At 65.3% G+C, this 25,056-nt stretch carries 26 protein-coding genes, 2 tRNA genes and 1 pseudogene; 18 read left to right on the forward strand and 11 right to left on the reverse strand.

The features are described 5' to 3' along the window. Nucleotides 1-60 precede the first annotated feature (60 nt). Nucleotides 61-582, reverse strand: a complete 522-nt coding sequence (locus FHS98_RS05330; protein WP_167101140.1) for a hypothetical protein — start codon at nt 580-582, stop codon at nt 61-63. 761 nt (nt 583-1,343) lie between these two features. On the opposite strand from FHS98_RS05330, the gene FHS98_RS05335 reads away from it, so the two are divergent. From FHS98_RS05335 to msrA, 6 genes and pseudogenes are all read left to right on the forward strand, one after another. Continuing rightward, entirely contained in the window at nt 1,344-1,832 is a 489-nt protein-coding gene (locus FHS98_RS05335; RefSeq protein ID WP_167101142.1) for a sigma-70 family RNA polymerase sigma factor, read from the forward strand. Between the two features lie 137 nt (nt 1,833-1,969). Then, nucleotides 1,970-2,542 carry a ferritin-like domain-containing protein gene (locus tag FHS98_RS05340; RefSeq protein WP_167101144.1) on the forward strand — a complete coding sequence of 191 codons (573 nt, stop codon included), beginning with the start codon at nt 1,970-1,972 and terminating at the stop codon, nt 2,540-2,542. Between the two features lie 11 nt (nt 2,543-2,553). Beyond that, the gene (locus tag FHS98_RS05345; RefSeq protein ID WP_167101742.1) at nt 2,554-2,973 is read left to right on the forward strand and encodes a c-type cytochrome; all 420 of its coding nucleotides are present in this window, start codon (nt 2,554-2,556) and stop codon (nt 2,971-2,973) included. Between the two features lie 67 nt (nt 2,974-3,040). Next, nucleotides 3,041-3,208, forward strand: a pseudogene (locus FHS98_RS05350) (GMC oxidoreductase); the annotation flags it as partial. 38 nt (nt 3,209-3,246) lie between these two features. Continuing rightward, nucleotides 3,247-3,696 (forward strand): peptide-methionine (R)-S-oxide reductase MsrB, encoded by a 450-nt coding sequence (gene msrB / locus FHS98_RS05355; RefSeq protein WP_167101146.1) that lies wholly within the window; start codon nt 3,247-3,249, stop codon nt 3,694-3,696. Further along, on the forward strand, nt 3,693-4,205 hold the full coding sequence (gene msrA / locus FHS98_RS05360) for a peptide-methionine (S)-S-oxide reductase MsrA (RefSeq protein WP_167101149.1): 513 nt from the start codon (nt 3,693-3,695) through the stop codon (nt 4,203-4,205). The genes msrB and msrA overlap by 4 nt, the downstream gene beginning before the upstream one ends. 109 nt (nt 4,206-4,314) lie before the next feature. On the opposite strand, the gene FHS98_RS05365 is transcribed toward msrA, so the two are convergent. The 5 genes from FHS98_RS05365 to FHS98_RS05385 all read right to left on the reverse strand — a co-directional run bounded on the left by FHS98_RS05365 (nt 4,315) and on the right by FHS98_RS05385 (nt 7,340). Then, nucleotides 4,315-4,755, reverse strand: coding sequence for a DoxX family protein (locus tag FHS98_RS05365; protein ID WP_167101152.1), 441 nt, complete (start codon nt 4,753-4,755; stop codon nt 4,315-4,317). Between the two features lie 11 nt (nt 4,756-4,766). Beyond that, nucleotides 4,767-5,513, reverse strand: a complete 747-nt coding sequence (locus tag FHS98_RS05370) for an HvfC/BufC family peptide modification chaperone (protein ID WP_208402024.1) — start codon at nt 5,511-5,513, stop codon at nt 4,767-4,769. Then, complete coding sequence (locus FHS98_RS05375) at nt 5,494-6,393, reverse strand: MbnB/TglH/ChrH family RiPP precursor modification enzyme (RefSeq protein ID WP_167101158.1); 900 nt, start codon at nt 6,391-6,393, stop codon at nt 5,494-5,496. Before FHS98_RS05375 ends, FHS98_RS05370 begins: the two co-directional genes overlap by 20 nt. A gap of 14 nt (nt 6,394-6,407) precedes the next feature. Then, the gene (locus FHS98_RS05380) at nt 6,408-6,689 is read right to left on the reverse strand and encodes a BufA1 family periplasmic bufferin-type metallophore (protein ID WP_167101161.1); all 282 of its coding nucleotides are present in this window, start codon (nt 6,687-6,689) and stop codon (nt 6,408-6,410) included. 354 nt (nt 6,690-7,043) lie between these two features. Further along, nucleotides 7,044-7,340 (reverse strand): carboxymuconolactone decarboxylase family protein, encoded by a 297-nt coding sequence (locus tag FHS98_RS05385; RefSeq protein WP_243847867.1) that lies wholly within the window; start codon nt 7,338-7,340, stop codon nt 7,044-7,046. A 71-nt stretch (nt 7,341-7,411) separates the two neighbouring features. Between FHS98_RS05385 and FHS98_RS05390 the strand changes: the two genes are divergently transcribed. From FHS98_RS05390 to FHS98_RS05400, 3 genes are all read left to right on the forward strand, one after another. After that, nucleotides 7,412-7,945, forward strand: coding sequence for a MarR family winged helix-turn-helix transcriptional regulator (locus FHS98_RS05390; protein ID WP_167101167.1), 534 nt, complete (start codon nt 7,412-7,414; stop codon nt 7,943-7,945). Between the two features lie 216 nt (nt 7,946-8,161). Beyond that, nucleotides 8,162-8,776, forward strand: coding sequence for a cytochrome P460 family protein (locus FHS98_RS05395; protein WP_243847868.1), 615 nt, complete (start codon nt 8,162-8,164; stop codon nt 8,774-8,776). 38 nt (nt 8,777-8,814) lie between these two features. Then, nucleotides 8,815-9,420 carry a cytochrome P460 family protein gene (locus FHS98_RS05400; RefSeq protein ID WP_167101170.1) on the forward strand — a complete coding sequence of 202 codons (606 nt, stop codon included), beginning with the start codon at nt 8,815-8,817 and terminating at the stop codon, nt 9,418-9,420. 175 nt (nt 9,421-9,595) lie between these two features. Here FHS98_RS05400 and FHS98_RS05405 read toward each other — a convergent pair whose 3' ends face one another. The 3 genes from FHS98_RS05405 to FHS98_RS05415 all read right to left on the reverse strand — a co-directional run bounded on the left by FHS98_RS05405 (nt 9,596) and on the right by FHS98_RS05415 (nt 13,927). Continuing rightward, nucleotides 9,596-10,138, reverse strand: coding sequence for a YkgB family protein (locus tag FHS98_RS05405; RefSeq protein ID WP_481883002.1), 543 nt, complete (start codon nt 10,136-10,138; stop codon nt 9,596-9,598). Nucleotides 10,139-10,267: 129 nt separating this feature from the next. Beyond that, nucleotides 10,268-13,285 carry a TonB-dependent receptor gene (locus FHS98_RS05410; RefSeq protein ID WP_167101173.1) on the reverse strand — a complete coding sequence of 1,006 codons (3,018 nt, stop codon included), beginning with the start codon at nt 13,283-13,285 and terminating at the stop codon, nt 10,268-10,270. Between the two features lie 288 nt (nt 13,286-13,573). After that, entirely contained in the window at nt 13,574-13,927 is a 354-nt protein-coding gene (locus FHS98_RS05415) for a hypothetical protein (RefSeq protein WP_167101176.1), read from the reverse strand. A gap of 159 nt (nt 13,928-14,086) precedes the next feature. On the opposite strand from FHS98_RS05415, the gene FHS98_RS05420 reads away from it, so the two are divergent. The 4 genes from FHS98_RS05420 (at nt 14,087) to FHS98_RS05435 (ending at nt 19,067) form a co-directional block, all read left to right on the forward strand. After that, nucleotides 14,087-14,707: a response regulator gene (locus FHS98_RS05420; RefSeq protein ID WP_167101179.1), complete on the forward strand. Its 621-nt coding sequence runs from the start codon at nt 14,087-14,089 to the stop codon at nt 14,705-14,707. Between the two features lie 97 nt (nt 14,708-14,804). Continuing rightward, nucleotides 14,805-17,963: a sensor histidine kinase gene (locus tag FHS98_RS05425; protein ID WP_208402025.1), complete on the forward strand. Its 3,159-nt coding sequence runs from the start codon at nt 14,805-14,807 to the stop codon at nt 17,961-17,963. Between the two features lie 58 nt (nt 17,964-18,021). Next, nucleotides 18,022-18,378 carry a hypothetical protein gene (locus tag FHS98_RS05430; protein ID WP_167101185.1) on the forward strand — a complete coding sequence of 119 codons (357 nt, stop codon included), beginning with the start codon at nt 18,022-18,024 and terminating at the stop codon, nt 18,376-18,378. Continuing rightward, the gene (locus FHS98_RS05435) at nt 18,375-19,067 is read left to right on the forward strand and encodes a sensor histidine kinase (protein WP_167101188.1); all 693 of its coding nucleotides are present in this window, start codon (nt 18,375-18,377) and stop codon (nt 19,065-19,067) included. Before FHS98_RS05430 ends, FHS98_RS05435 begins: the two co-directional genes overlap by 4 nt. A gap of 239 nt (nt 19,068-19,306) precedes the next feature. Here the strand turns inward: FHS98_RS05435 and FHS98_RS05440 are convergent. Together FHS98_RS05440 and FHS98_RS05445 are read right to left on the reverse strand one after the other, a co-directional pair. After that, nucleotides 19,307-19,382: transfer RNA gene (locus tag FHS98_RS05440), tRNA-Ala, on the reverse strand. Between the two features lie 127 nt (nt 19,383-19,509). Further along, nucleotides 19,510-19,827, reverse strand: a complete 318-nt coding sequence (locus tag FHS98_RS05445) for a TIGR02300 family protein (protein ID WP_167101191.1) — start codon at nt 19,825-19,827, stop codon at nt 19,510-19,512. A gap of 111 nt (nt 19,828-19,938) precedes the next feature. Here FHS98_RS05445 and aroA point away from each other — a divergent pair, with 111 nt between their 5' ends. From aroA to FHS98_RS05470, 5 genes are all read left to right on the forward strand, one after another. Beyond that, entirely contained in the window at nt 19,939-21,294 is a 1,356-nt protein-coding gene (gene aroA / locus FHS98_RS05450; protein ID WP_167101194.1) for a 3-phosphoshikimate 1-carboxyvinyltransferase, read from the forward strand. Then, entirely contained in the window at nt 21,291-21,923 is a 633-nt protein-coding gene (locus FHS98_RS05455) for a (d)CMP kinase (RefSeq protein WP_167101197.1), read from the forward strand. The genes aroA and FHS98_RS05455 overlap by 4 nt, the downstream gene beginning before the upstream one ends. Before the next feature lie 273 nt (nt 21,924-22,196). Further along, the gene (rpsA, locus tag FHS98_RS05460) at nt 22,197-23,921 is read left to right on the forward strand and encodes a 30S ribosomal protein S1 (protein WP_167101199.1); all 1,725 of its coding nucleotides are present in this window, start codon (nt 22,197-22,199) and stop codon (nt 23,919-23,921) included. A gap of 271 nt (nt 23,922-24,192) precedes the next feature. Continuing rightward, nucleotides 24,193-24,471 carry an integration host factor subunit beta gene (locus tag FHS98_RS05465; RefSeq protein ID WP_019831825.1) on the forward strand — a complete coding sequence of 93 codons (279 nt, stop codon included), beginning with the start codon at nt 24,193-24,195 and terminating at the stop codon, nt 24,469-24,471. 54 nt (nt 24,472-24,525) lie between these two features. Then, nucleotides 24,526-24,609 (forward strand) — tRNA-Leu (locus tag FHS98_RS05470). Nucleotides 24,610-25,056 lie beyond the last annotated feature (447 nt).

The raw sequence follows: 25,056 nt of genomic DNA on the forward strand, positions 1-25,056 counted from the left end.
GCATGTCTCCGGATCAGGACGCTTTCGCCCCTACTCGGGCCACGCCCCTCCAGAGTTACATCAATGGCGCGTCCCGTCGGGCGCCGCGGACCAATCCGGCGGAATGACCTCGACATATGTCCTGCGCCGCCGCCCGAGCAATGCCAGCACGCGCTCCGACGCCCGTTCGAGCTGCTCGCGATCTTCGAAAAGCTCGATCGTGTAGGCACCACGCGCGAATATCCGCAATTCCTCGGGCGCCGCCGCGGCAAGATCGGCCGGCCAGCGGCACAAGAGGACATAGGGCCAGCCGGCTGCCGGTGGGGCGTAATGCGCGATCGCGACCTGCTCGACCTGGAGCGTGGATGGACGCGTATCGAGCAGGTCCGGCGCGCACGGCGCGTCGCGCTCCTGGTCGAGGAACAGCTCCAGCTCGTGCTGTTCCTCGATGGTTTCGACCAGGATCGGATGATGGCGGCCCGGCACCAGCTCGGGCCTGCGAAATTCGGACGGTATCCTGAGCATCACGATGTCGGGCATGGCGCTGATCGGACGCGGATAGATGGCGCGCTCGCGGGCGACGGTGCCGCTCAGTGAGACCATATTCGCTCCAGCCCCTCTATCCGTCGCGACGATCCGCCCATCGGCTTCCAAAGCGCGGATAGCTGAAAGGGCGCCTGCCGTCCCGACGTCACCTGCCGCTCGCCACGCAGCACGCGCCTCCGATCTGGGCGCCAGGCTTCGGTGGCCGCACAACCTTCACGCGCGTTCCCCCCTTTTCGTTACGTCGCCCGCGCAAAGCGTAGGCGCGGCAGCCACCCTATCCGCTCCGAAACGGAACACACCGCACTAATGCCGAGGTGTATCCGCCCCGTTACCGGCCACGAGCGGGCCTGCGGCCCCGGACATGCCGCCGGCGGCGCGAGTCGCTCGCCCGGCCGCGCTTCGGAGATGCGTCCGCATTGGTTCGTGTGCGGTATTATCCATCCCCCGTGCGCTCCCGTCCAAAGTTGCCCCTTGCGCCCGCAAAGCAATGGAAACGACTTCATTCACTGGCCATTATCATCTCAGGACGAACGCGCACGACAAGTTCCCGCGCGCTCCGTCCTATTGGGAAATAGGGTCGTTTTCGGCGACGCTTAGTGTTGGATGCAGTTACAGATTTGGAGCAGCCGGCTCAGCTACTGGGCGCGGGTTGCCGGGTCTCGTCCAACTGACTCCGACCCGCGCCTTGCCGTTCGGCCGAAGGACGAGGGGTTCGAATGGCCGGACTGTTCAAGAGTGCTGCGCCGCGTTCTCCGAGCGAGATCGAAGCCAATCAGCAAAAGCCGGGAAATTCCATCGATGATCGGTGGAATGGACTGATGATCGCGGCCCAGGCCGGCGACGAGCGCGCCTATGCGCAACTGATGGGCGAGGTGAGCCAGTGGCTCTCCCGATATTTCCACAAGAGGCTTCCGCCGGCCGCCGCTGAGGACGCCACGCAGGAAGCGCTTCTGGCGATCCACGTCCACAAGCGGAAATACGAAGCCAATGCGCCGATGACGCCGTGGCTGAAGACGATCGCGCGGTTCAAATGGATCGATCAGTTGCGCGGACATCTGCGTAGCCCGGACAGTCTCGGCGAGATCGAGGTTCCGGTTCCCGATCATGGCCCCGCAGCGCGTGCGGCGATCCTGCTCGACGCCCTCCTTTCCGAGGTGAAGCCGGCACAGGCGCAGGTCATCAAGCTGGTCAAGCTCGACGGCGCCACCGTCGAGGAAGCCGCGAGCGTGTCCGGCCAGTCGACATCGCTGGTCAAGGTGAACATTCACCGCGGCCTGAAGCGCCTTGGGCAGGTCATTTCCGATTGAATGAAAGCATTTTTACGGCTTCGCGTCTGTAACCGCCTCCCTCCAAACGACGAGTGTTGAATCCAGAAGCAGTGAACATGGGGATCGTCGCCCGAGCGTCGATCTTTCCGTTCACCGCATAGTTCGGAGACGGGACAATGGGCTTGATCCAGCGCGGAGCTGTCGGCGATCGTCGTAACTTCCTTGCCGGTGCCGGCGTGGTGACGCTCGGCATCGGCGCGATCGGCATGACGACCGCGCGGGCGGATGCCGCGGATCGTCCCTCGAACGATGTGGGCGTCATCCAGACCGCTCTCGCGATCGAACATGAGGGGATCGCCGCCTACCGGATCGCGGGCAAGAGCGGCCTGCTCTCCGCGAGCACGCTCAAGGTCGCGCTCACCTTCATGGGCCATCACCAGCAGCATCGGGACTCGCTCGCCAAGCTCGTCACGCAGATGGGCGGCCATCCGGTCCAGCCGAAGACGGATGCGGATTATATCGCCGACCTGAAGCTCGGAACGCTCAAATCGGAAAGCGATATCGTGGCGCTCGCGACCACGCTCGAGCGTGGCGCCGCCAGTGCCTATATCGGCCAGATCAACGCGCTGAAGGATCCCCAGATCGCCAGGCTGTTCGGCTCGATCTCGGCGGACGAAGCCGTCCACTGGACGACGCTCAACAACGCCGCCGGAACACCCATTCCGGCCGCCGCCTACCTCTTCGCCTGAGGAGAATCGTGATGCGCCCTTCGTTGTCCCTGGCGCTTCGCCTCAGCACGGCGGCGACGGCCGGCGTTCTCGCGCTCGTCATCGCCGCACGCCCCGGCATCGCCGCCGATGACGCGGCGGCAGGCCAGGCGCTGTTCAAGACCAAATGCACCGCTTGCCACTCGGTGGACGCCGACCGGATCGGGCCGCGGCTGCAGAACGTGGTCGGACGGCCCGTCGCCAGCGTGCCCACCTACAGCTATTCCCCGGCGCTGAAGAAGCTCGGGGGCGGCTGGACTCCGGCCCGGCTCGACCAATGGCTCTCCGGCACCCAGAAGATGGCGCCAGGCAGCAAGATGTTTCTACAGGTCGACGATCCGGCGCAGCGCCGGCTCATCGTCGCCTATCTCCAATCGGTATCCGAGCCTTCGGGGCTGGCCGCGAAGAAATAGGCCGACAAAAGGCGGCGCTGGCGTGTTTCGCCGCCGCCTTCACGTTTGAAAAACAAGTCTGCGGCGTCGAACGCGCCGGATCGATGGACTGCGCGTGATCGACGCGTCGATCATGCCGAGCATCACCAGCGGCAACACCAATGCGCCACCCCAGGCGCTCGCGCGCCACGCTGCTTCCCAACGCGCGGCTGCATCGAACCTATGGCGAGCGCGCATTGGACACCGCCGGACCTGATCCCCATCTTCGCATCAAGGAATTTGAAGGAGGATAGCATGGCCAAATATGAGAAAAGCGAAACGGTGATCGCGCGGCTGACGCCCGAACAATATCGCGTCACGCAGCAAAGCGGGACCGAGCGTCCGGGGACCGGCGAGTATGTGAACAACAAGCAGGCCGGAATCTACGTCGACATCGTCTCGGGCGAACCCTTGTTCGCGAGCAGCGACAAATATGAGTCCGGGTGCGGCTGGCCGAGCTTCACCAAGCCGATCGAGCCGGCGAACGTCGCGGAGCTGCACGACACGAGCCACGGCATGATCCGCACCGAGGTCCGCTCGACGCATGGCGACAGCCACCTCGGGCATGTGTTCACGGACGGCCCGCGTGATCGCGGGGGCCTGCGCTACTGCATCAACTCGGCGTCGCTGCGATTCGTGCCGAAGGCCGAGATGGAAGCCCAGGGGTACGGCGATTATCTGAACCAGGTGGAGGACGTTCAATGAGCACCGAACGCGCAGTGCTGGCCGGTGGCTGCTTCTGGGGTATGCAGGATCTGATCCGCAAGATGCGGGGCGTCGTCTCGACCCGCGTCGGCTATACCGGCGGCGACGTGCCCAACGCGACCTATCGCAACCACGGCAGCCATGCCGAGGCGATCGAAATCCTCTTCGATCCCGAACGGACATCGTACCGCAAGCTGCTCGAATTCTTCTTCCAGATTCACGATCCGACCACGCGCGACCGTCAGGGAAATGATCGCGGATCGAGCTATCGCTCCGCCATCTATTACACGAGCGACGCGCAGAAGGCCGTTGCGGAGGACACGATCGCCGACGTCAACGCGTCCGGGCTGTGGCCGGGCAAGGTCGTGACCGAGGTGGAGCCCGTCGGGCCGTTTTGGGAGGCGGAGCCCGAGCACCAGGATTATCTGGAGCGGATTCCGAACGGCTATAGCTGCCACTTCCCGCGTCCCGACTGGGTGCTGCCGCATCGCTCCGGCGCGGCCGCCTGATCCATGATGGTGCCCGCGGTCGGACAGGCCGCGGGCGCCGACAGGCGATCGGCGAAGGCGGTGAACAGCGGCCGGTGCCATGGACTTGCCGGCGGCGGCGATTGCTCCTTCAGGCCAACCGTCGCCTCGCGACCAGGTGATCGATCGAGAACATGCCCGGCCCGCGCAGCAGCAGGAAGAGCATGAAGCCGGTCCATTGGATATGGTCGGGCCAGGCCGTCGGATAGACGAAGATCTGGATCGTCGCGATCATCCCGAAGAGCCCCAGCACGGAAATCCGCGTCAGAAGGCCGAGGAGGATCAGCGTCGAGCAGCCAAGCTCCATCCCGGCCGCCATATAGGCCGCAAGCTCGGGCGGAAGGACGGGCACCTTATATTCGTCCCGGAACAGCATCAACGTCCCCTGCCAGTCGGACAGCTTCACCAGCCCGGAGCGCAGGAACACGCTGAACGTCGCGATGCGGGCGATCAGCAGCGGAACGCTGAGGGGCACATGGTCGAGCGTGGCGTAGGCGCGATCGACAAGCTTGAGCAGCGAGCTGCCGGTCATGGATCTCCCTTTCAATTCTGGGGTCGGACGCGCGCGAACCGCGACGCGAAAACATGATTGCGGATAACCGGCAAAATGTCGGGGCCATGCTCCCCGACGGTCGACGCGAGCGCATCGTCCGCCGTGGCGCCCGCCATCAGCGCCGTGACGAAGCCCGCCGCCGCGGGCGGGAGCGCGTCGACGAGCACGGCGCGCCCTGATCTCCACACGGCGATGGCGCGCGTGCCTGGAATCATGTCGAGCTCGGCCAGCGCGTGATCGTCGCCCGCGAATATCGCCCATCGGATCTTCTCGACCGGGAAATCCGAAAACAGGAACGCCAGCGACGACGGCAGCTCGATCGACACCGCCGGGTCGATCGCGAAGGGTTCGACGCCATCGCGCGCCATCTGGCAGCGCTCGATCGCGAGATCGAGGCGCGCTGTATCGGGCAGATAGGCCAGCGCGCGGACCGGATCATAGTCCACGAGAAAATCCGCGAAACCGAAGCCGTAGCGGCCGAGTGTCGGCTCGGTCTCGGGTCTGGACAGATGATAGTCGAACGCAATGACCCGGAAGAGTTCCGGCCCGACCAGCGCCTCGACGGTGGGGAAGGCGAGCGCCAGCGCGCGCGCGAAGCCACTCTCGATCGTCGCGCGATGCACCTCGAGCGCGCGCTCGATCGGCACGGGCGCCGCGGCGAACATCGCGGGATCGCCACCGTCGCCGGTGACGATCGCAGCGAAGCGGCTTTGCAGCTCAGCAAGCCGCACGGGCATATTCTGGAATCGCGGAAACGATATGCCGCGCCTTCGAGGCTTCCGCGCACAGCGTCTCGAACGCGGGAATGTTCGTGTCCCACTCCACCAGCACCGGGCGCGCGCCGATCGTCCGGGTCGTCGTGTCGAGCATGTGCCACACGTCGGCCGAAACCGCGGAGCCATGATCGTCGATGCGAAGCGTGCCGCCGCCGGCGATCGGCTCGATCGCATGGCCCGCGACGTGCAATTCGCCGATGGCCTCGGCTGGAACCGCAGACAGGAGACGCCGGAGCTCGGACGCCGGCGACAGGCCGAGGTTCGACGCCGAGACCAGGATGTTGTTGAGGTCGAGAAGCACGCCGCAGCCGGTCCGATCGACAAGCTCGGCAAGAAACTGAGCCTCGGAGAAGTCGGCCTCCGCATAGGCGAGATAGCGCGACGGATTCTCGACGAGGATCCGGCGCCGAAGCCCATCCTGCACCTGCTGGATGGCGACGGCGCAAACGTCCAGGGCTTCTTCGGTATAGGGCAGCGGCAGGAGGTCGGGCACATGACCGCCGCCGGTGTCGCTCCACGAGATATGATCCGAGACCTGCGCCGGTTCCAGCAGCGCGCACAGCCCCGCGATCCGTTCGACATGCTCCCGGCTGACGCCATGGGCCGAGCCGAGCGACAGCCCGGTCGCATGGATCGAGAGCGGGGTGCTCCGCCGAATCTCGAGGGCATCGTCGAGCGCGATGCCGCTCAGATAGTTCTCGGCGTGAATCTCGAAGAAATCGACCGCTCCGGGCGACGCGAGCACCTGCTCGTGATGGGGGTAGCGCAGGCCCACTCCGACACCCTGCAACGGCCCGGAGGCTGCGGCCGCATGGCCGTCGGCGAAGACCGATCGCGCCATCCGGCCGCGATCCATTACCTGCCCGCCGTCGTGCTGCCGTTGGCGATCTTGGCGCAGGCGCCCTTCGGCAGATAGACGAACGACGCCTTGTCCATCGGCCGGGTCGCCTGCCCGGCACAGCTATGGATGTCGGCGGCGCAGTCGTTCTTGCCGGCGTTCGCGATCCCGTAGCATTTCTCCGAGCCGGCGGGCTGGGCGACCGGGCCCGCGTGAGCGGCGGTCGAAAGGGCGATCGCGCCGAGCAGCGAGGTGGCGAGAATGCCGGTTCCGGCGGCTATCGAGACGGGCTTGTTCATATGCGTTCCTTCCACGGTGAGCGACCGATCCGGTCGCGGCTGGTGGACGATCGACCGGCCGGGGCTTGGGAGGGGGGCGTTGGGCTGATCGACCGTCCAATGCGAAACACGCCGCAATCGGGATTCGGTTACGAACAGGCTGCACAATGGCCTGTGAAAACGGAAGGAAGCGGGATTCGGCGCCGGTTCTTCACCAGAGTCTCACGTCACGGGACGGAGATGCCCGTCATCGGCTCCGGGCCGCGCTTTGGTTCGACCATGCCCTGTTGGCACGGTGGCGGAAATAAGGGCTTCCCGAGGCAGCCCGGCGCGTGTCGGGCCGCCTCGGGCAAGAGTATCAACCGGCTCGGCCGCTCAATCCTCGAACAGGTGCGCGGCGTGCGTGATCGCCCCGCCCGCCCGGATCGCGCCGGCGACCGTCGCGGCTTCGGCCAACTGCGCATTGGTCGCGCCGGCCTTCTTCGCGGCCGTGGTATGGAGCTCGATGCAATAGAGGCACTGCGTCGTCAGCGCGACGGCCACCGCCATCAGTTGCTTGTTGAGCTCGGAGATCGCTCCGTCCTTGAAGACGGCTTTGTCGAAAGCCCAGAAAGCCTTCATCGCCTCGGGCGCGCCCTGGTCGAGATGCTTGAGGTTCTTCAACTTGCTCATATCGTGCATGGGGTGTACCTCATATATATGCATGATGCATACATTCATACGAACATAGATACGGGTTGGCAATGGCGTTGAACGCATCGGATCGATTGGTGAATCTTCTGGGCGCGCTGGCGCTCGGCGTGTCCGACCAGATACGCTCCGCGATCGCCGAGGGTATGCCGCTTGGCGGAGAGACGGCGGCGGCGCTGACCGTGATCGGTCATGCGCCGGCCCTGTCGATCGATCAGCTAAGCCGTGTCCTGCGGCTGTCACACGCCGGCACGGTCCGCCTCGTCGAGCGTCTCGTCGAGCGCAACCTCGTGGAGAAACGGCCCTCGCCCGCGGATCGCAGGGTGATGAGCCTGACGTTGACGCCGGACGGCAGCGAGCAGCGTGACAGGCTGCTTGCGCTTCGGCGCGCCGCGCTCACGCCCCTGCTCGATCGGATCGCACCCGAGGATTGCTCCGCACTCGAACGGGCGGCCGAAGCGATTGTGGCGGCGTTGCCCGAAGACGCGCTGTCCGCGTTGACGACATGCCGTTTCTGTGACGAGCGTCGCTGCGCCGGTTGCCCGATGGAGGTCTTCGGACTGCTGGCGCCCGCGGGCAATCCCTGATGGACGGCCGCCGCCGGGCGCTTCGATAGCCGGGCGGCCCCGCCCCGCCGTTGCGCTTCGGAGCCTGCCACCGCGCCCGGTTCCTCTTCGAGACCGGCCGCAACGGATAATCATCATGCATTTTCCGTAATCGACCGCAGGTGCGGCCGAGGTTGTAACCTTTGCCGCATCTCGTTCGTGAACCCCCTCAACACCGAAGGCGTGGAGGAGGTTGGGATGCAGAAATCCTGGACGATTTTGATGCTCAGCGCGGCTGCCACGGTGACGGTTGCCGGCTATGCTCAATCGCGCACGGGGGCGATGGCTCCGGCCGAAGTGCGAACCGGCCGGTATCTGCCGGAATATGCGCCCGACGGCTCGCTCCTGCTGCCGAAGAACTGGCGCACCTGGGTGTATCTCGGATCGCCGCTCACGCCCAACGCGCTGAACGACGGGAAGGCCAATTTCCCCGAGTTCCATAATGTCTATATCGAGCCCGGATCCTACGCGATCTACAAGAAGACCGGCCAGTTTCCAGAAGGGACGATCTTCTTCAAGGAACTCCAGCTTACCTTGCCGGCGCAGAATCCCGACGGCTCACGGACCGAGCCTTCGGGTCGCGGCTATTTCCCCGGCCCTTACAACGGCGCGGACGTCACCGTGAAGGACAGCAAGCGCTACGCCGCCACCGGCGGCTGGGGATATTATAATTTCAATCACCACGAACCGAAGGCCGCCATGGCCATGCCGAAGTCGAAGGAGGAATGCGCGTCCTGCCACATGGCGAGCGCCAAGAAAGACGATGTCTGGACGCAGTTCTACCCGCTGCTCGACGATCTTTCGCTGAAATGACCGATCCTGTCCGAGGCCAATCCTTCAGGAGGCTCGACATGAACATGAAACGACCGGCGCTTGCCACGAACCACATTTTCCTGATCGGATTGGCTCTGCTCTTCGCGACCGGATGTACCCGGAACCCGGCGACGGGCGCGGAGAAATCCGTCGCCGGCACCGGGGCGGCGGATACGAATGTGGTCGATGCCGGCGCGAATTTGCGCGTCCCCAACGACTATCGGGCAACCTATCAGACGCTCGGCACCTGGGCGATCGCGGCGGACTCCGGCAAGGGCTCGAAGGAGATGCATATCGTCTATGCATCGCCGGGTGCCGCCGAAGCCTACCGAAAGACCAAGCAATTCCCCGACGGAACGGTGCTGGTGAAAGAGGTCTACCAGACCGAGACCAGCGACATGACGACGGGCACCGTCAGCCATCCCGACACGCTCAAGGGCTGGTTCGTCATGGTCAGGGACAGCAGGAACTCCCATCCGGGCAAGCCGCTCTGGGGCGACGGCTGGGGATGGTCCTGGTTCGACGCCGGCAATCCGACGCATACCACGTCGACCGACTACAAGAACGACTGCCAGAGCTGCCACGTCCCGGCGCAGGCGACCGACTGGATCTATGTGAACGGCTATCCGGTGCTGAAGCAATGACCGCATGGGCGATCCGGGCGGGTTGAGGGAGCGGAGATTCCGCTCGGCGACGAATCTTCCCGGTCGGCGACAGGGTCCTGACGCCGATCTTCGAGGGTGGGCGGCTGCACGCCCAGGCCGATGCGACGGCGGCGCGGCCCGAGGCGGATCGATGCCTCGGGCGAGCGCCTTTTCTTCAGCGCTTGTGCGGTTCCGAGCCGCTCGCGAGCGAGTTCAGCAGCAGATTGAGGGACGCCGCCAGGAGCACGATATCCTTCAACAGGAACTGGCCCGGCAGTGCCGAGATCGCGGGAAACCCGCCCGCGGCCGGCTCGAACACGCCCGGCGTGGTCACGAAGAAAGTCAGCGTGATCGCGAAGGTGCAGCACGACATCGCGGCACCGATCGCGGATGCCACGGGCACGAAAGCGCCGAGGAACAGCATCGCGGCGGTCGCGAGTTCGATGACGCCTATCACGTCGCTCGCCCCCTGGATGCCGAAGGCGGTGTTCATCCAGGACATGAACGGACTGTTGGCGATCAGGCCTGAATTACCGGTGGCTTCATAATGGGTGAATTTCATGCACCCAAACCAGAGGAACACGATGACGAGCGCGATCCGAAGAAGGAGCAGGGTATTTCGCGGGCCAACGGTTTGTTCCGCCACTCTGAAGTTTTGAAGCATCGGAATCCTTTCGCTTGAACTTGCCGCGCGACAAGGCCCGAGCCGATCGATCATCGCCTCCTCGGGCGCGCGATCACCTTAGCTCGGTGGAAGCGGAGCATCCGTTACAAGCGGATCGCCGATGTGGCGACATGAGCGGGTTCGTCCACGTCTCCTTCATAAGCGACATCCGCGCCCGCGCCTTCAGAAGGTCCATTGGACACCCCCGTAGAACCGCCTCCCGGTATATTGGGCCGAATAGAAGCGAGCATCGGTGTCGTTGCCCAGATGCGCCTTCTGGGTTTCCTTGGTCAGGTTGATGACGGAGCCGGTGATCGAGATCCGGGGCGTCAGTTGATATTGGGCGTTCAGATCGACTTGCTGATAGGGATCGTTGTACCAGTTCAGGCCCGACACGAGGCCTTCGACCTGGTTGCCCCGGCGATTATAGGATGCGCGCAGCAGCACGCCGTGCTTCTCGTAGAATAGCGACACGTTCCATTGGGTCTTGGCGCTGCCCACCAGCGGGGAGGTTCCGAGGGTGGCACCGCCAAGCTTCACGGCCGCCGCCGAGGTGTGGTTGAAGGTGAAGTTCACCTGAGCGCCCAGGCCCATGTCGAGCGTATGCTGCGCATAAACTTCGACTCCTTCCGATACCGCGCTCGCGCCATTGGCATTGGTCGAATATTGCTGGACCACAACCTCCTGCCCGCCGACCGTCTGGGCGAAATCGGCGACCACCGGCACAACGAAATTCCTGACGTCCTTGCGGAACAGCGAGACGCCGAACACCGAGCCGCGGTCGAAATACCATTCGGCGCCGAGGTCATAGGCCCAGGCCGAAAACGGCTTGAGGTCGAAATTGCCGCCGCTGCCGAACCAGCCGCCACGCTCGCCGAATTGTTGCCGGTCGAAGGTGTAGGGCGCATCGTTGAAGGTCAGCGAACGGGCCGAGGCGAGGTCGTTGAACGACGGCCGGGCGACGACCTTGGAGACGGCGCCGCGCACGATCAGACGGTGCGTGACGTTCCAGGCGACGTTGAGGCTCGGCAGCACGTCCGTGTAGCTCTTCCTCTCGTTGTTGGCGGTGAAGGTGCGGATCTGCCGCTGAGCGAGCGGGATCACCTCGCAATTGCCGTCGCCGGCGAGCGGGACATTCGGGTCGAACGGGCCGCCCGGCCCGTCCACGCAATAGTCCGTGTTGGTATAGACGGTATCGGTCGACACACCGGATTGCGCGGTGTTGACGATGCGGACGCCGACATTGCCGCGCACCGTGCCGCCCACCTTGAAATTGGCCTGTATATATCCGGCCCAGATCCGTTCATCGATGTCGTACCGGTTCTGCGCCTGCGGAACCCTCGTGGCCGGCCCATAGGTGGTGTTCAGATAATCGATTAACTTGCGCATATCGATGGCGGGAAAGACGTTCGTCCTGAAGCCGCCGTCGATGTTGCCGATGGCGTGGAAGATGCCGGGCGGCGCGTAGGAGCCCGCAGGCCCGTCCTGAAAGAGCGTCTGTGTCGCGGGATCGGCATACCAGTCCAGTTCGCCGGTCGTGCGACGAATCGTGCCGTCACGCCATTTGCCGCCGATCTGGACGGACTCGAGGATGCCGCCGAACCGTCGTGTCACGTCGATCTGCGCATATTTCTGGCTGACGACCGAGTTGGTGTAGCCCGATCCGGTCGAGGGAAGCCCCTGATCGATCTGGGCGATGCCGCTCTGGAGATTGGCAAGAAGGTCCGGCGAGAAGCTTTCGACGAGATTGCCGCCGCTGAAATCCCATTGGCTGAGCCCGTTGCCGTTCTGCGTGACGACACCGGTCGATCTTGGCTTGGCGGCGGCGTGGAATTCCTGCGACGGACCGCCGGTCGCGCGGGTGTAGCCGCCGACAACCGCGACCTGGAGCCGATCCTTCGTCCATTCGAGATGGGCGTCGAAGGTGTTTGAAATATCCTTCTCTTTCGAGATGGAATCCTGAATCTGCGGCGTTTCCATGGTGCAGATCGGCGTGTTGGCAAGACAGCCCGTCCCTCCCGCCGGCAGGGCGAAAGTGGCCGATTGCATGATCGTCCCGCTCTTGTCGAACCTGGCGTCGGTGAAGAGACCGTCGCCATAGCCCCATTCAGGAATCTTGATGGTGTTGCTGGTCGTGTCGTGGTCAAGCTGGAAGCGGAAATAATTGGCCGTGATATGCAGATTGCCCGTGGGCTTCAGTTCGAGCGTCGCCTGGATGCCGAGCCGCTTGCGCCGGTCGATCCTGACCACCTCATCGACCGACTGCGGCGCCCAATAGCCGTTATAGTGCGTGCCGCCGACAATGGTCTCGCCCTTGTTCTCGGACCAATATTTGACGGCACCGTCGTTGGCGAAGGTGTTGCCGTTCACGTCCGTCGCCGGCGTGCCCCCGCCGCGACCGCCGTCGGCCCACCACTGCCAGCTCTCGGTGCCGGCATCCATCTCCCGGTCGGTGCGCTTCTGGTAGGTGGCGCCGACAAGAAAGCCGATCGTATCCGCGTCATTGTGCCAGGAGAGCTGGCCGGAGAAGCTCGGCTCGCCTTTGTGGGTCACGTCGGCATAGGTGCCTTCGGCGGACAGGAAACCCGACCAGGGCTTGAGATCGAGGGGCTGGCGGGTGCGCAGGATGATCGTGCCGCCGATGCCGCCTTCGTCCAGCCGCGCCTCCGGCGATTTGTAGACGTCGGCGCTGGCGATCATGTTGGCGGGCAGCAGCAGATAGTTGAACGAGCGCGACGGATCGGCGCTCCCGCTGAACGTGCCGGCGGACGCGATATAGTTGCCGTTGAGTTCGGTCAGCGTCAGGTCGGACGAGAGGCCGCGGATACTGACCCTCGCCCCCTCGCCGCCGTCGCGATCGATCACGACGCCCGCGACGCGCTGCAACGCGTCGGCGATATTCTTGTCCGGGAATTTGCCGACGTCCTCGGCCGTAATGGCATCGAAGAAGGCGTTCGCGCTGCGCTTGCGGTCGAGGCTGGCTTCGATCGATTTTCGATAGCCGGTGACGACGATGGCCCGGTCCTCCGGTGGTGCCTCGCCGGCCACGGATCGCTGCGCCACCATCGGACTTCGCGTTGGCCGCTCGGAAGCGTCCGGGGCGCCCGCGCTGTCCTGCGCGGATGCGGTCCCGGCGAGGATGGCCGACACGCCGACCCCAAGCAGCAACCGCGCAACGCTCCTGCCACGGCGATATGCCATCGCCGCGAATAGGCAATCGGAATTCATTTCAGAAAGACCCTCCCCAGGTGCGAGGGTCTTTGCAGGCCCCGTATGGTATCGCCCGCGTGCAACCGGGCACCCGCAAATCGGCTGTGGGCGGAATGCACGCGCAGCCCTACTCGCCGCCGCCGGTGGAACGGTTACGGACGCGGGCATTTTTCCGACGGGTCATGGGGTCGTGGGCCGACGGTCGCCTTTTGCGGACCCCGGAGGATCGCCCTGGTCAGGCTCCTCGATCGAACACCAGCCGGGCGCCGGGGGGCTATCTCATGCGCGGTTGCTCCATTCCGAGAGGCGCTTGTGGAAGATCAACTCGTCGAGCGAATAGCGGCCCGCACCGACGAGCATGATCGAAGCGGCCTCGGCCACGATCGGCAGAAGCGCGATCGGGTCTTCGTGGGTGGAGGCGGCTATCAAGGCCAGGCTGGCGGCGGCCGCGCCGCGCGTCAGGAAGCCGGAGCCGATCAGGCATCCCAGGATCGCCGAGGCAACCGAAAGCGGCGTCGACACGGTGTCGAACGAGACGGAGAGAATGGCCAGGGTAACCGCCAGGGACACCCTGAGGATCAATGACGCGGTATCGCCTGCATAGGATCGGAATTTACGGAGAGGGCGCGCCATCGATCCACAGTGCCCCGGATTGCACTGCGGCCGTGACACTCTGGCGATGGGCAATCCGCTCACCCAGATGGGTGAGCGGAACCAACGGCGCGACGTCCGCTCGCCTGTAACCGATTGGACCGCCTCTCCGAGAGACCTGCGTTGGATTGGTGGGGACTCATGGCAGCAATACGGATTCTGGTCGTCGACGATCATGCCATGCTGAGGGAGGGCGTCATCGCCCTTCTCGCATCGGAGACCGACATCGAGATCGTCGGCGAAGCGAAGGACGGGATCGAGGCCGTCGAGCGCTATGATCGCCTGCAACCCGACATCATGCTGCTCGACATGCAGATGCCCCGGCAGGATGGCGAAGCGACCATTCGGATCGTTCGCGAGCGTCACCCGAAAGCCAGGATCGTGGTCCTCACGACCTATGACGGGGATGTCCAGGCATCGCGCGCGCTGAAGGCGGGTGCTTCGGGATATCTGCTCAAGAGCAGCCTTCGCCATGAGCTGCTCGATACGATCCGCGAGGTCTACGCCGGGAGACGACGCGTCCTCGCCGAAATCGCGCAGGAGATCGCGCTCCACGCCGGCGAGGAGCCGCTCAGCGATCGCGAGCTTGAGGTGCTGCGATGCGTCGCCGCGGGTTCCGCGAACAAGGCGATCGCCCGCACCCTCTCGATCGCGGAAGACACGGTGAAAACCCACCTCAGGAGCATCTTCTTCAAGCTCGACGTGAAGGATCGCACGGAAGCGGTCGTCCAGGCGGCACGGCGCCGGATCATCGAATTGTGAAGCGCATGAAGGCGGATCGCTGATCTTGAAGCACCGTCGCGCAAGGAGGAACCCTCTCGAGAGGATGCTCTCGGGATGGCCGATCTCGCTCGGCCGATTGTGCATCGCGCTCGCGCGGCTCATCCTGATCGCCATACTCGTCACAGCCGGGCTCGCGGCGCGGCCGGCCGGTGCGCGCGATACCCAGCGATCGATCACCCAATATGCGCACCGGGTCTGGACCGTCGGCCTGAACGGACTGGGCACGGCGCCGCTCTCGATCGCGCAATCGCCGGACGGATATCTGCTGTTCGGCGCCCAGGACGGCATCTACCGGTTCAACGGCGAGCGGTTTCAGCGCTGGCAGCCGTGGGCGGGCGGCCCGCACTCCTACCATTCCGTTTCCAATATGCTGTTCGCCCGCGACGGCACTCTCTACCTTTCGGTCGATGATGGCCTGGCCCGATACAGGAACGGCAGGTTCTTCTTCTTCAAGGAGAGGCTGACGTCGCCATCCTCCGTCTTTGAAGACGCGCACGGCACGATCTGGATCGGCAACCTCGGATGGCGCGGGGCGCACAATGAAATTTGCCATGTCGCGGGCGATCGGGTCGTCTGCCGGGGCGTCGCCGATGGCGCGATGTGCCGCACCGGCATTGCCGCGGCGCCGAATCCTCACGGCGGAATCCTGTCGTTCAACGAGAGGGGAGTCTGCCGCCTGTCCGAAAATGGCCGGGAAAGTCGCCTCGACTATCCCGATCACAAGCCGATGCGGTCCGCGCGGGTCGTGTGGGACGCGGCAGGCCATGTCTATGCGATGCTCCGGGATGCGAGCGATCAATATCACCTCGAGACCGATGGGCTCGGGTGGCAGACGATTCCGACGTCGAAGAAGATCATGGACGGCCAAAGCCTCTTCCGGGATCGGGCGGGCGCCTTGTGGATCGGCACCTTCCGCTCCGGCCTGTGGCGGATCATCAACGGCAAGGCCGAACACTACACGCAGGCGGATGGACTTTCGGGCAACAACGTGACGTCGATCCTCGAGGATCGGGAAGGATCGATCTGGATCACGACGACCGAAGGGATCGATCAGTTCCGCGCGCAACCGGTCGTGCGTTTCGGCTCGCGGGAAGGCTTGTCGGCGGACCGGCCCGGAAATCTCCTGGTCACGCGGACCGGCGACCTCTGGGTGAGCAACGTCAACGGAGTGGACGCGTTCCGGGACGGCCGCCTCCTCACGCCCGCCCCCTATGCGTCGTCGCGCCCCGACGTGCTCTCCATCGCACAGGACAGCGATGGAAGGACGTGGTCGCTCGTCGGCGGGATCGGCATCTTCTACGAGAACGAAAGGCACACGGTTCGCAACGACCTGCACGTTCCCCTGAGCGAGCCGCAGGATCTCGCGGCGACCCCCGACGGAAACGTGTGGACGGGCAACATATACAATGGCGGCGCGACGCCGCGGGGCGCGCTGGTGCAGATGCGGGCTGGCCGGGTGGTGGCGGCCTTTCCCACGCCCGAGGCCGTCGATCACTCGGTGATCTACAAGCTCGCGCCGGACGGCAGAGACGGGCTTTGGGTCGCCGTCGTCAATCACGGCGCGCTGCTTTTCCGAAACGGGCGCTACTATCGCCTGCCGATGCCGACGAACACGAACGTCGTCGGTATTGCTCCGATCAAGCCCGGCTCCGCGTGGATGGTCACCATGGACGGGCTGTACCATGTCGTGGCGAACGGCGCCGCGCGGCGGATCGGGGTGGCGGACGGCTTGCCCTGTGAGACCTTCCCGGCCGTGACCACGACCGCGAAAGGCGATCTTTGGCTGAAATCCGATTGCGGCCTACTCCATATCGCCAAGCGCGAGCTCGACTCCTTCCTGACGAGCGAGGGCAGCAAGCTTCACGCGGACCAGATCGACGCCGGCGACGGTGCGCCGGTCGACGAATATTCCAACCACCCCTACGAAACCCCGGACGGGAGGGTCTGGTTTACCAATTTCAGCGATGTGTTCATGGTCGATCCCAAGGCGGCCGCCACCCCCAGGCAGCCGGTGCCTGTGGTCATCGAGGATGTCCTGGCCGACGGCAAAAGCTTCCTGTCCGCGCTGGGCAGGCGGTCACCCACCCGGCCACGCCGGATAGAGATCGGCTTTGCCGGGCTGGACTTCATTCGGCCGGACCGTGTCGGTTTTCGCTATGAGCTGTCCCGTGGAGCCCGCCAATGGCGCGGAGTGACCACGGAGAGGACGGTCTCCTTCACCGATCTCGGTCCGGGGCAATATAGCTTCTCGGTCGTGGCCTGCGAGAACGATGCCCGATGCAGCCTCAAGCCCGCCACGCTCGCCTTCGAGATTCCGCCGACGTTCGTTCAGACCTGGATGTTCAAGGTCGCGATGGCGTTCCTGGCCGCCTTCGTCGCCTGGGTCGCCTATCGAATCTGGCACCATCAGGTGACGGTGGACATCCAGCGGCGCACCGAAGTCCGGTTGGGCGAGCGCGAGCGTATCGCGCGTGATCTCCACGACACGCTTCTCCAGGGGTTCCAGGGGCTCCTCCTGCGGATTCAGGGAGTCGCGAACAATCTCCCGCGCGAGGACCAGCTCCGCGCCCGGCTGGAAAGCGCGCTCAACAGAGGGGAGCAGATCATCGTCGAGGGGCGCAACCGGGTCCGCGATCTCCGAGTGGACGAGCATGGTCTGCCCGATATGCTGCGCAAGTTCATCGACGATGCGTCGCTTGACTGCGACATCGGGATCTACCTCGAAATCGAAGGGGCCTTGCGCGATCTGCGCCGTGGAATCTCGACGGAGATCGGACAGATAGCGCGCGAGGCTCTGTCGAACGCATGTCGCCATGCCGAGGCATCCCGAATAGCGGTGATCGTCGCATTCGGCCTTCGCGCGTTGCAGGTTCGGATCGTCGACGACGGCAAGGGGCTTCGCGTGCAGCCCGAACAGCACGCCGTCCCGCATTTCGGATTGAGCGGCATGAAGGAGCGCGCCGAGCGGCTGAATGCCTCCTTCAGGATCGACAGCGCGCCTGGGAAGGGCACCGAGGTATCGCTCTCCCTCTCCTCGAGCCTGGCCTATGAGCCCCAATCGAGCGCGGTGGCGGCCCTGCTCGGCCGGATGTGCGATCTGTTTGGCGGCGTCAGGAGAAGCCTGTTCGGGCGCTCCCCCGATATGGACGCCTCAGGACAGGCTGGGGATGAGAGGCATTGGGCGAGCCCCCCGCCCACGCCGGAGGTAGGAGCAATCGCTCACCCGTCTGAGTGATCGCGACTCCCACCAGTCGAACGTCACGCCGCCGGTCGGACGATGTCAGTTTCTGGCCATGGCTCGCTACCTCCGCCGGAACCCAGCTTTCTCCATCGACGCCACCGCTTTTGCGCTGGTGACGTCGATGGAGGGAACCCTGGCGATCATGCCGCCGCGCGTGGACATCATGTCCGCGGCGCCGGCGATCGCGTCTGTCGCGGCGGCGATCCTGATCGCACTCGAACTGCACGACCGTTGCGCCTTCGCTCTGGGGTTCCTCCGCTACCGGGCCAACCTCATATGCCGCAGCATGGGTGCGAGCTTCCCAACCGCGAGCGGCGCGACGGCGCTCGCTTTTATCGGTGCCGAGTCCCGGTCCTTCGATCGGTTGGCCCGGGATCGGCGCACCAACGATCGGAGCGGACGTCCATGACCCAGATTCTCTCGCCCAAGTACATCGCGCCCGACATGTTCGAGGACATTCTCCTGCGCGAGCAGCTTCACCGCTTTTCGAACAGCTTCCAGATCGTCGCCGCGCTTGCCCGCCAGTGCAATCGCAAGTCGGGCGCGCACGATACGGCATCGATGCTCGAAGCGCTCGAGGACAGGCTGCTTTCGCTGACGACGCTGCATCGGCTCCTCGCGACGAATTTCGAGATGCCCGATTTCGCCGGGCGCGTGCATGAGATCGCCCGCAAACTTGTACGTTCATTCGGCCGGACGGACGGCGTCATCCTGCACGTCGATCGTTTCTGGCTCCCCGAACAGCATCGGTTTCGCCTTGGCCTGATCGTCAGCGAACTGGTGACCAACGCGCTCAAGCACAGCCTGTATAGCTGCGCCGAGGGCCTGATCGAGATTTCCGTCCGCACGAGTGGCTGCTCGATCATTCTGACGGTCGTCGACAGCAATCGCAAGGCGCTGAACGGCCGGCGCCTCCTCCCCTCGCCGATCGTTGCCGGCCTGGCCGAGAGCATCGGCGGCGTCGCGGAAGTCGTCGATCAGAACGGCTATGCCGCCAGGGTGACATTGCCCCGTGAGGAGCGTCCGTTCGAGATCATTGAAGGATCTTGGACGCGGCCCGCGATGATGCCTGCGATGACGTCGGCTGCGCTCCATTGAGGGCGGCGACGCGAATTCTGATATCCCGTTGTCCTTCTCCCGCCGCCGGATCGGCCGAGAGGAGAAGGACACTCCGATCGACGCCAGAGCGACCGAACGCGCGGGATCAGCCATGCTCCTCGCGAGCCAGCCAGATCATTCCGCAGATGGCGCAGGGACGTCCGCTCCGAACGGAAAACGCCGCTCGCGGAGGTTCGGATGGGGATCAACCCCCGAAAACCAATGATTTTTTTGGGAAATGGTGGAGCCGAGGGGGATCGAACCCCTGACCTTCGCAATGCCATTGCGACGCTCTCCCAGCTGAGCTACGGCCCCACATTTTCGTCCCGACCGGCTGGTCCAGTGCGTCGGGAGCGCTCCTCTAGGTGAGGGATTTTTCCTTGGCAACACCTTTTTTCGGGGGTTCGCCTTTTTTGCAGAAACCCCCGAAAAAGGGCTGAGCTTACTGCTCGTCCTCTTCCTCGCGCGTCGCCACGCCGAGGTCGTCGTCGCCACCCAGATCGGTGTCGTCGTCGGCCGGCTCTTCGTCGTCGACGCTGATGTCCAGATCCTCGGCGAGATCCGAATCCTCTTCGCCCTTCGCTTCCTTGACGGGCTTGGGCGCATCGAACGGCAGCGGCTGCTTGGACTTGAGCACCGGCTCGGGTTCCCACTGGATCCCGCAGTTGATGCAGGTCACCGGGTCTTCCTTGCCCAGATCATAGAAGCGGGTGCCGCACTTCGGGCAGGTCCGCTTGGTGCCCCATTCAGGCTTCACCATGTCTCGTCCACATCCAATCGCTTGAAGAAGGAAGCCGCCGGGCCAGTTCCGCCGACAGCCGCTAGGCCCGCGCCTTGCCATAGGGGGACGCCGCTGTCAAAAGCCGCGCCGATGAGCCACGCCCCCGCCCTCCCGCTGCGCCTGAGCGCAACCCGCCCGCTCGCCGGCCGCGTCGCCGTTCCGGGCGACAAGTCGATCTCGCACCGCTCGCTGATGCTGTCCGCGCTCGCGGTGGGGACAAGCCGCGTCGAGGGCCTGCTCGAAGGCGAGGACGTGCTCGCCACCGCCGCCGCGATGCGCGCGATGGGCGCGACGATCGAGCGCGGCGACGACGGCGTGTGGACGATTCACGGCGTCGGCGTGGGCGGGCTGCTCCAGCCGGAGGCCGCGCTCGACATGGGCAATTCGGGCACCTCGACGCGGCTGCTGATGGGCCTCGTGTCGAGCCATGCGATCACCACCAGCTTCGTGGGCGACGCCTCGCTCTCCAAGCGGCCGATGGGCCGCGTGACCGAGCCGCTCTCCGCAATGGGCGCCGAGTTCACCACCTCGCCCGGCGGCCGCCTGCCGCTGATGGTGCGGGGCGCCTGCCCGGCGGTGCCGATCGAATATCGCCTACCGGTGGCATCCGCGCAGGTGAAGTCGGCGATCCTGCTCGCCGGGCTCAACACGCCCGGCATCACCCGCGTGATCGAGCCCGTTCCCACCCGCGACCATAGCGAGCGGATGCTGGCCGGCTTCGGCGCGGACCTCACGGTCGAGACGCTGGAGGACGGCACGCGCGTCATCAGCCTGCACGGCGAGGCGGAGCTGAAGCCCCAGCATATCGTCGTGCCGGGCGATCCCTCGTCGGCGGGCTTCCCTGTGGTGGCGGGCCTGATCGTGCCGGGTTCGGACATCGTGGTGGAGAATGTCGGCCTCAACCCGACGCGGGACGGCCTCTACCGGATGCTGCTCGCGATGGGCGCCGACATCGCCTACGAGAACGAACGCATCGTCGGCGGCGAGCCGGTCGCCGACCTCCATGTCCGCGCCTCGAAGCTCAAGGGCATCACCACGCCGCTCGACGTCGTGCCGAGCATGGTGGACGAGTTCCCCGTGCTGTTCGTCGCCTGCGCGCTGGCGGAGGGGCGCTCGGTGCTGCGCGGCCTCGAAGAGCTGCGCGTCAAGGAATCGGATCGCGTCACCGTGATGGCCGAAGGGCTGCGCGCGATCGGCGCGACGGTAGAGGAGGTCGAGGACGGCCTCATCATCGACGGCACCGGCGGCGCGCCGCTGGCCGGCGGCGCGACCGTCGCAACGCACCTGGACCACCGCATCGCGATGAGCTTCGCCGTCGCCTCGCTGGCCTCGGCGCAGCCCGTCACGGTTGACGACCGCGCCCCGATCGCGACAAGCTTCCCCCAGTTCATCCACCTGATGGAGACGCTCGGCGCCGCCCAGCAGGATGCGGAGGCGCTCGCATGATTATCGCCGTCGACGGCCCGGCCGCATCGGGCAAGGGCACCATCGCCAAGGCGCTCGCCCGCCATTACGGGCTGCCGCATCTCGACACCGGCCTGCTCTATCGCGCGGTCGGCATTGCGGTGCTGCGCTCGGGCGGTGATCCGTCCGACGAGGGCGATGCCTTCCGCGCCTGCGATTTCGACAGCGCCCTCCTCTCCGATCCGGGATTGAAGAGCGAGGCCGCCGGCCGCGCCGCCTCGATCGTGTCGGCGCATCCTTCCGTGCGCGCTGCGCTGCTGGAATTGCAACGCGACTTCGTCCGTCAGCCGGGCGGCGCGGTGCTCGACGGGCGCGACATCGGCACGGTGATCGCGCCGGAAGCGCCCGCCAAGCTGTTCGTCACCGCATCGTCCGAAGTCCGCGCCCAGCGCCGCTTCGACGAGTTGAAGGGCATGGGCCTGAACGTGGTCTACGATCATGTCCTCTCGGACATCCGCGCCCGCGACGCCCGCGACTCCGGCCGCGGCATCGCCCCGCTCAAGCAGGCGGACGACGCCGTGCTGCTCGACACCAGCACCCTCGACGTCGCCGCCGCCACCGCCCGCGCGATCGAGATCGTCGAGCAGACCAAGGTCGGCTCCGAGGCCTGAGGCGCGCTACGATGCGCCGCCACCCGCCGAGCTTGCCCCACCCAGCCCCATCGGCTATATCCGGTTGATCCGACGGGCCAGGCCCGCGGTGGCAGGCGCGGAGCGGGGGCCTTGGGCTTCCTCCTCTCGCGCCCTTTTCGCATGGAAAGATATGCCTCCGCGCTCCCGGTCCTGCGGACGCCGCGACGGGTGTTCGGCCCCCGCGGCAGTTCGGCCAAAGACCTCTGGATTCAACCAGATGGCCGGAAACGATTGATAGGAAGCAACCTTTATATGGCGACTTCTGCCACCCCCACCCGCGACGATTTCGCGGCTCTGCTCGACCAGACCCTGGGTCACGCTGACGGCTTCGAAGGCCGCGTCGTCAAGGGCACCGTCACCGCCATCGAGAACGACCTCGTCGTCATCGACGTGGGCCTCAAGTCCGAAGGCCGCGTGCCGCTGCGCGAGTTCGCGCCCGCGCCGGGCCAGAAGGCCGAGCTTTCCGTCGGCGACGAAGTCGAAGTCTATGTCGACCGCGTCGAGAACATGCACGGCGAAGCGATGCTCAGCCGCGACCGCGCCCGCCGCGAAGCCGCTTGGGACAAGCTGGAAGGCGAGTTCGCCAAGACCGCGCGCGTCGAGGGCGTGATCTTCGGCCGCGTCAAGGGCGGCTTCACCGTCGACCTGAACGGCGCCGTGGCGTTCCTTCCGGGCTCGCAGGTGGACATCCGTCCGGTCCGCGACGTCACCCCGCTGATGGACATCCCGCAGCCGTTCCAGATCCTCAAGATGGATCGCCGCCGCGGCAACATCGTCGTGTCGCGCCGCGCCGTCCTCGAAGAGACCCGCGCCGAGCAGCGCACCGGCCTGATCCAGTCGCTGGCCGAGGGCCAGGTGATCGACGGCGTCGTCAAGAACATCACCGATTACGGTGCGTTCGTCGACCTCGGCGGCATCGACGGCCTGCTCCATGTCACCGACATGAGCTACAAGCGCGTCAACCACCCGTCGGAAGTCATCAACATCGGTGACACCGTCAAGGTGCAGATCATCCGCATCAACCGCGAGACGCAGCGCATCAGCCTCGGCATGAAGCAGCTCGAGAGCGATCCGTGGGAAGGCGCCGCCGCCAAGTATCCGGTCGGTGGCAAGTTCTCGGGCCGCGTGACGAACATCACCGAATATGGTGCGTTCGTTGAGCTCGAAGCCGGCATCGAAGGCCTGGTCCACGTCTCGGAGATGAGCTGGACCAAGAAGAACGTGCATCCGGGCAAGATCGTTTCGACCTCGCAGGAAGTCGACGTGGTCATCCTCGAGGTGGACGAGGACAAGCGCCGCATCTCGCTCGGCCTCAAGCAGGCCCAGCAGAACCCGTGGGAAGCGTTCGCCGACAAGCACCCGATCGGCTCGACCGTCGAGGGCGAAGTCAAGAACGCGACCGAGTTCGGCCTGTTCATCGGCCTGGACGGCGACGTGGACGGCATGGTCCACATGTCGGACATCGCCTGGGGCGTGACCGGCGAAGAAGCGCTTGCGATGCACCACAAGGGCGAGACCGTGCAGGCGGTCGTGCTCGACGTGGACGCCGAGAAGGAACGCATCTCGCTCGGCATCAAGCAGCTTGAGCGCGGCGGCGTTGCCGGCGCGGGTGCCGCGACCGGCGGTGCCAACACCTCGGGCGTCAACAAGGGCCAGACCGTCACCGTCACCGTTCTGTCGGTGGGCGATGCGGGCCTCGACGTGCAGATCGGCGACGATGGCGCGACCGGCTTCATCCGCCGTGGCGATCTCGGCCGCGACCGCGACGAGCAGCGCGCCGAGCGCTTCCAGGTCGGCCAGAAGTTCGACGCGATGGTGACCGGCTTCGACCGCTCCAAGAAGCCGACCTTCTCGATCAAGGCGCTTCAGCTCGCCGAAGAGAAGCAGGCCGTCGCGCAGTACGGTTCGTCCGATTCGGGCGCGTCGCTCGGCGACATCCTCGGCGAGGCCTTCAAGGCCCGTCAGGAGAACCAGTAAGGCTTGCCGGCGCCGCTCCTTTCGGGGTGGCGCCGCAACGCCGGCGATGGTTTCGCCAACGAAAAGAAATCCCCTCCCGCCCCTGGCCGGAGGGGATTTTTTTGTGCGCGGCCGAGCGTTCCAGCCGCCTCCGCCTGAATCGCGGCGTGCGCATTGTGATTACACGGAAAAAAGCCGAGCATCTCACATGCTGCACAGGCGTGACATTGATCCAGTTTTATGGAATTGGACGACAGGCGGCTCCCGAGGCCGGTCGACAGGGTAAGACAAGATGATCCGTTCCGAACTCGTTCAACGGGTGGCCGAAGCCAACCCGGACCTGCCTGTGAAGGATGTGGAGCGGCTCGTCGGGGTGATCTTCGAAGCGATCAGCGCGCATCTCGTGGCCGGCGGCCGCGTCGAGCTGCGCGGCTTCGGCGCCTTCTCCACCCGCGCCCGGGAGGCCCGCACCGGCCGCAACCCGCGCACCGGCGAGCCGGTCGACGTGTCGGCCAAGCGCGTGCCCTATTTCAAGCCGGGCAAGGAAATGCGGGAACGCCTCAACGTCTGAGGCTTTCCGCGAGGGCTTGACCTGGCCCCCGCCCAACGCCTTTGTGGCGCCCGTGCGGGCGTGGCGAAACCGGTAGACGCAGGCGACTTAAAATCGCCCTCCCATGGAGTGCGGGTTCGAGTCCCGCCGCCCGCACCAATGGCTCGCCGCCTCCGTGATGCCAGCGCGAAAAGCCCGGCACAAAAAAGCCCCGCCAGCGGGAAGGCCGGCGGGGCAACTCAGGATACCGCCAAGCGAGGGGGGGAGCTCGGCGGGTCGAGAGGGGCAATAGCGCTGGCCAGTTGCAATGTAAAATCGATATTGCACGTCAGCGTCATCGAATTTCATCATCAGGGCCGGGCGATTTTTCGGCATCGACGGACGGTCGGAATCCTCTCCGCAGCTTCCGGCCAAATCGGATGCATTTCCCGATCCCATGCCGAATCCCGCTTTTTCCGGGGCTGGCATCGGGGAAAGGCGGCCGGCTTCCCCCGGCACGGCCCGAGGCAAAAGAACCCAATTTGAACCTGTCCGATTGCATCCGGGGGAAAGCTGGCGGAACATCCGCCTGTCAATCGACCTTTGTCGAGCGATGTCGCCTCGGGC

The sequence above is a fragment of the Sphingomonas oligoaromativorans genome, assembly GCF_011762195.1.
In the GTDB taxonomy this organism is placed as follows: domain Bacteria; phylum Pseudomonadota; class Alphaproteobacteria; order Sphingomonadales; family Sphingomonadaceae; genus Solisphingomonas; species Solisphingomonas oligoaromativorans.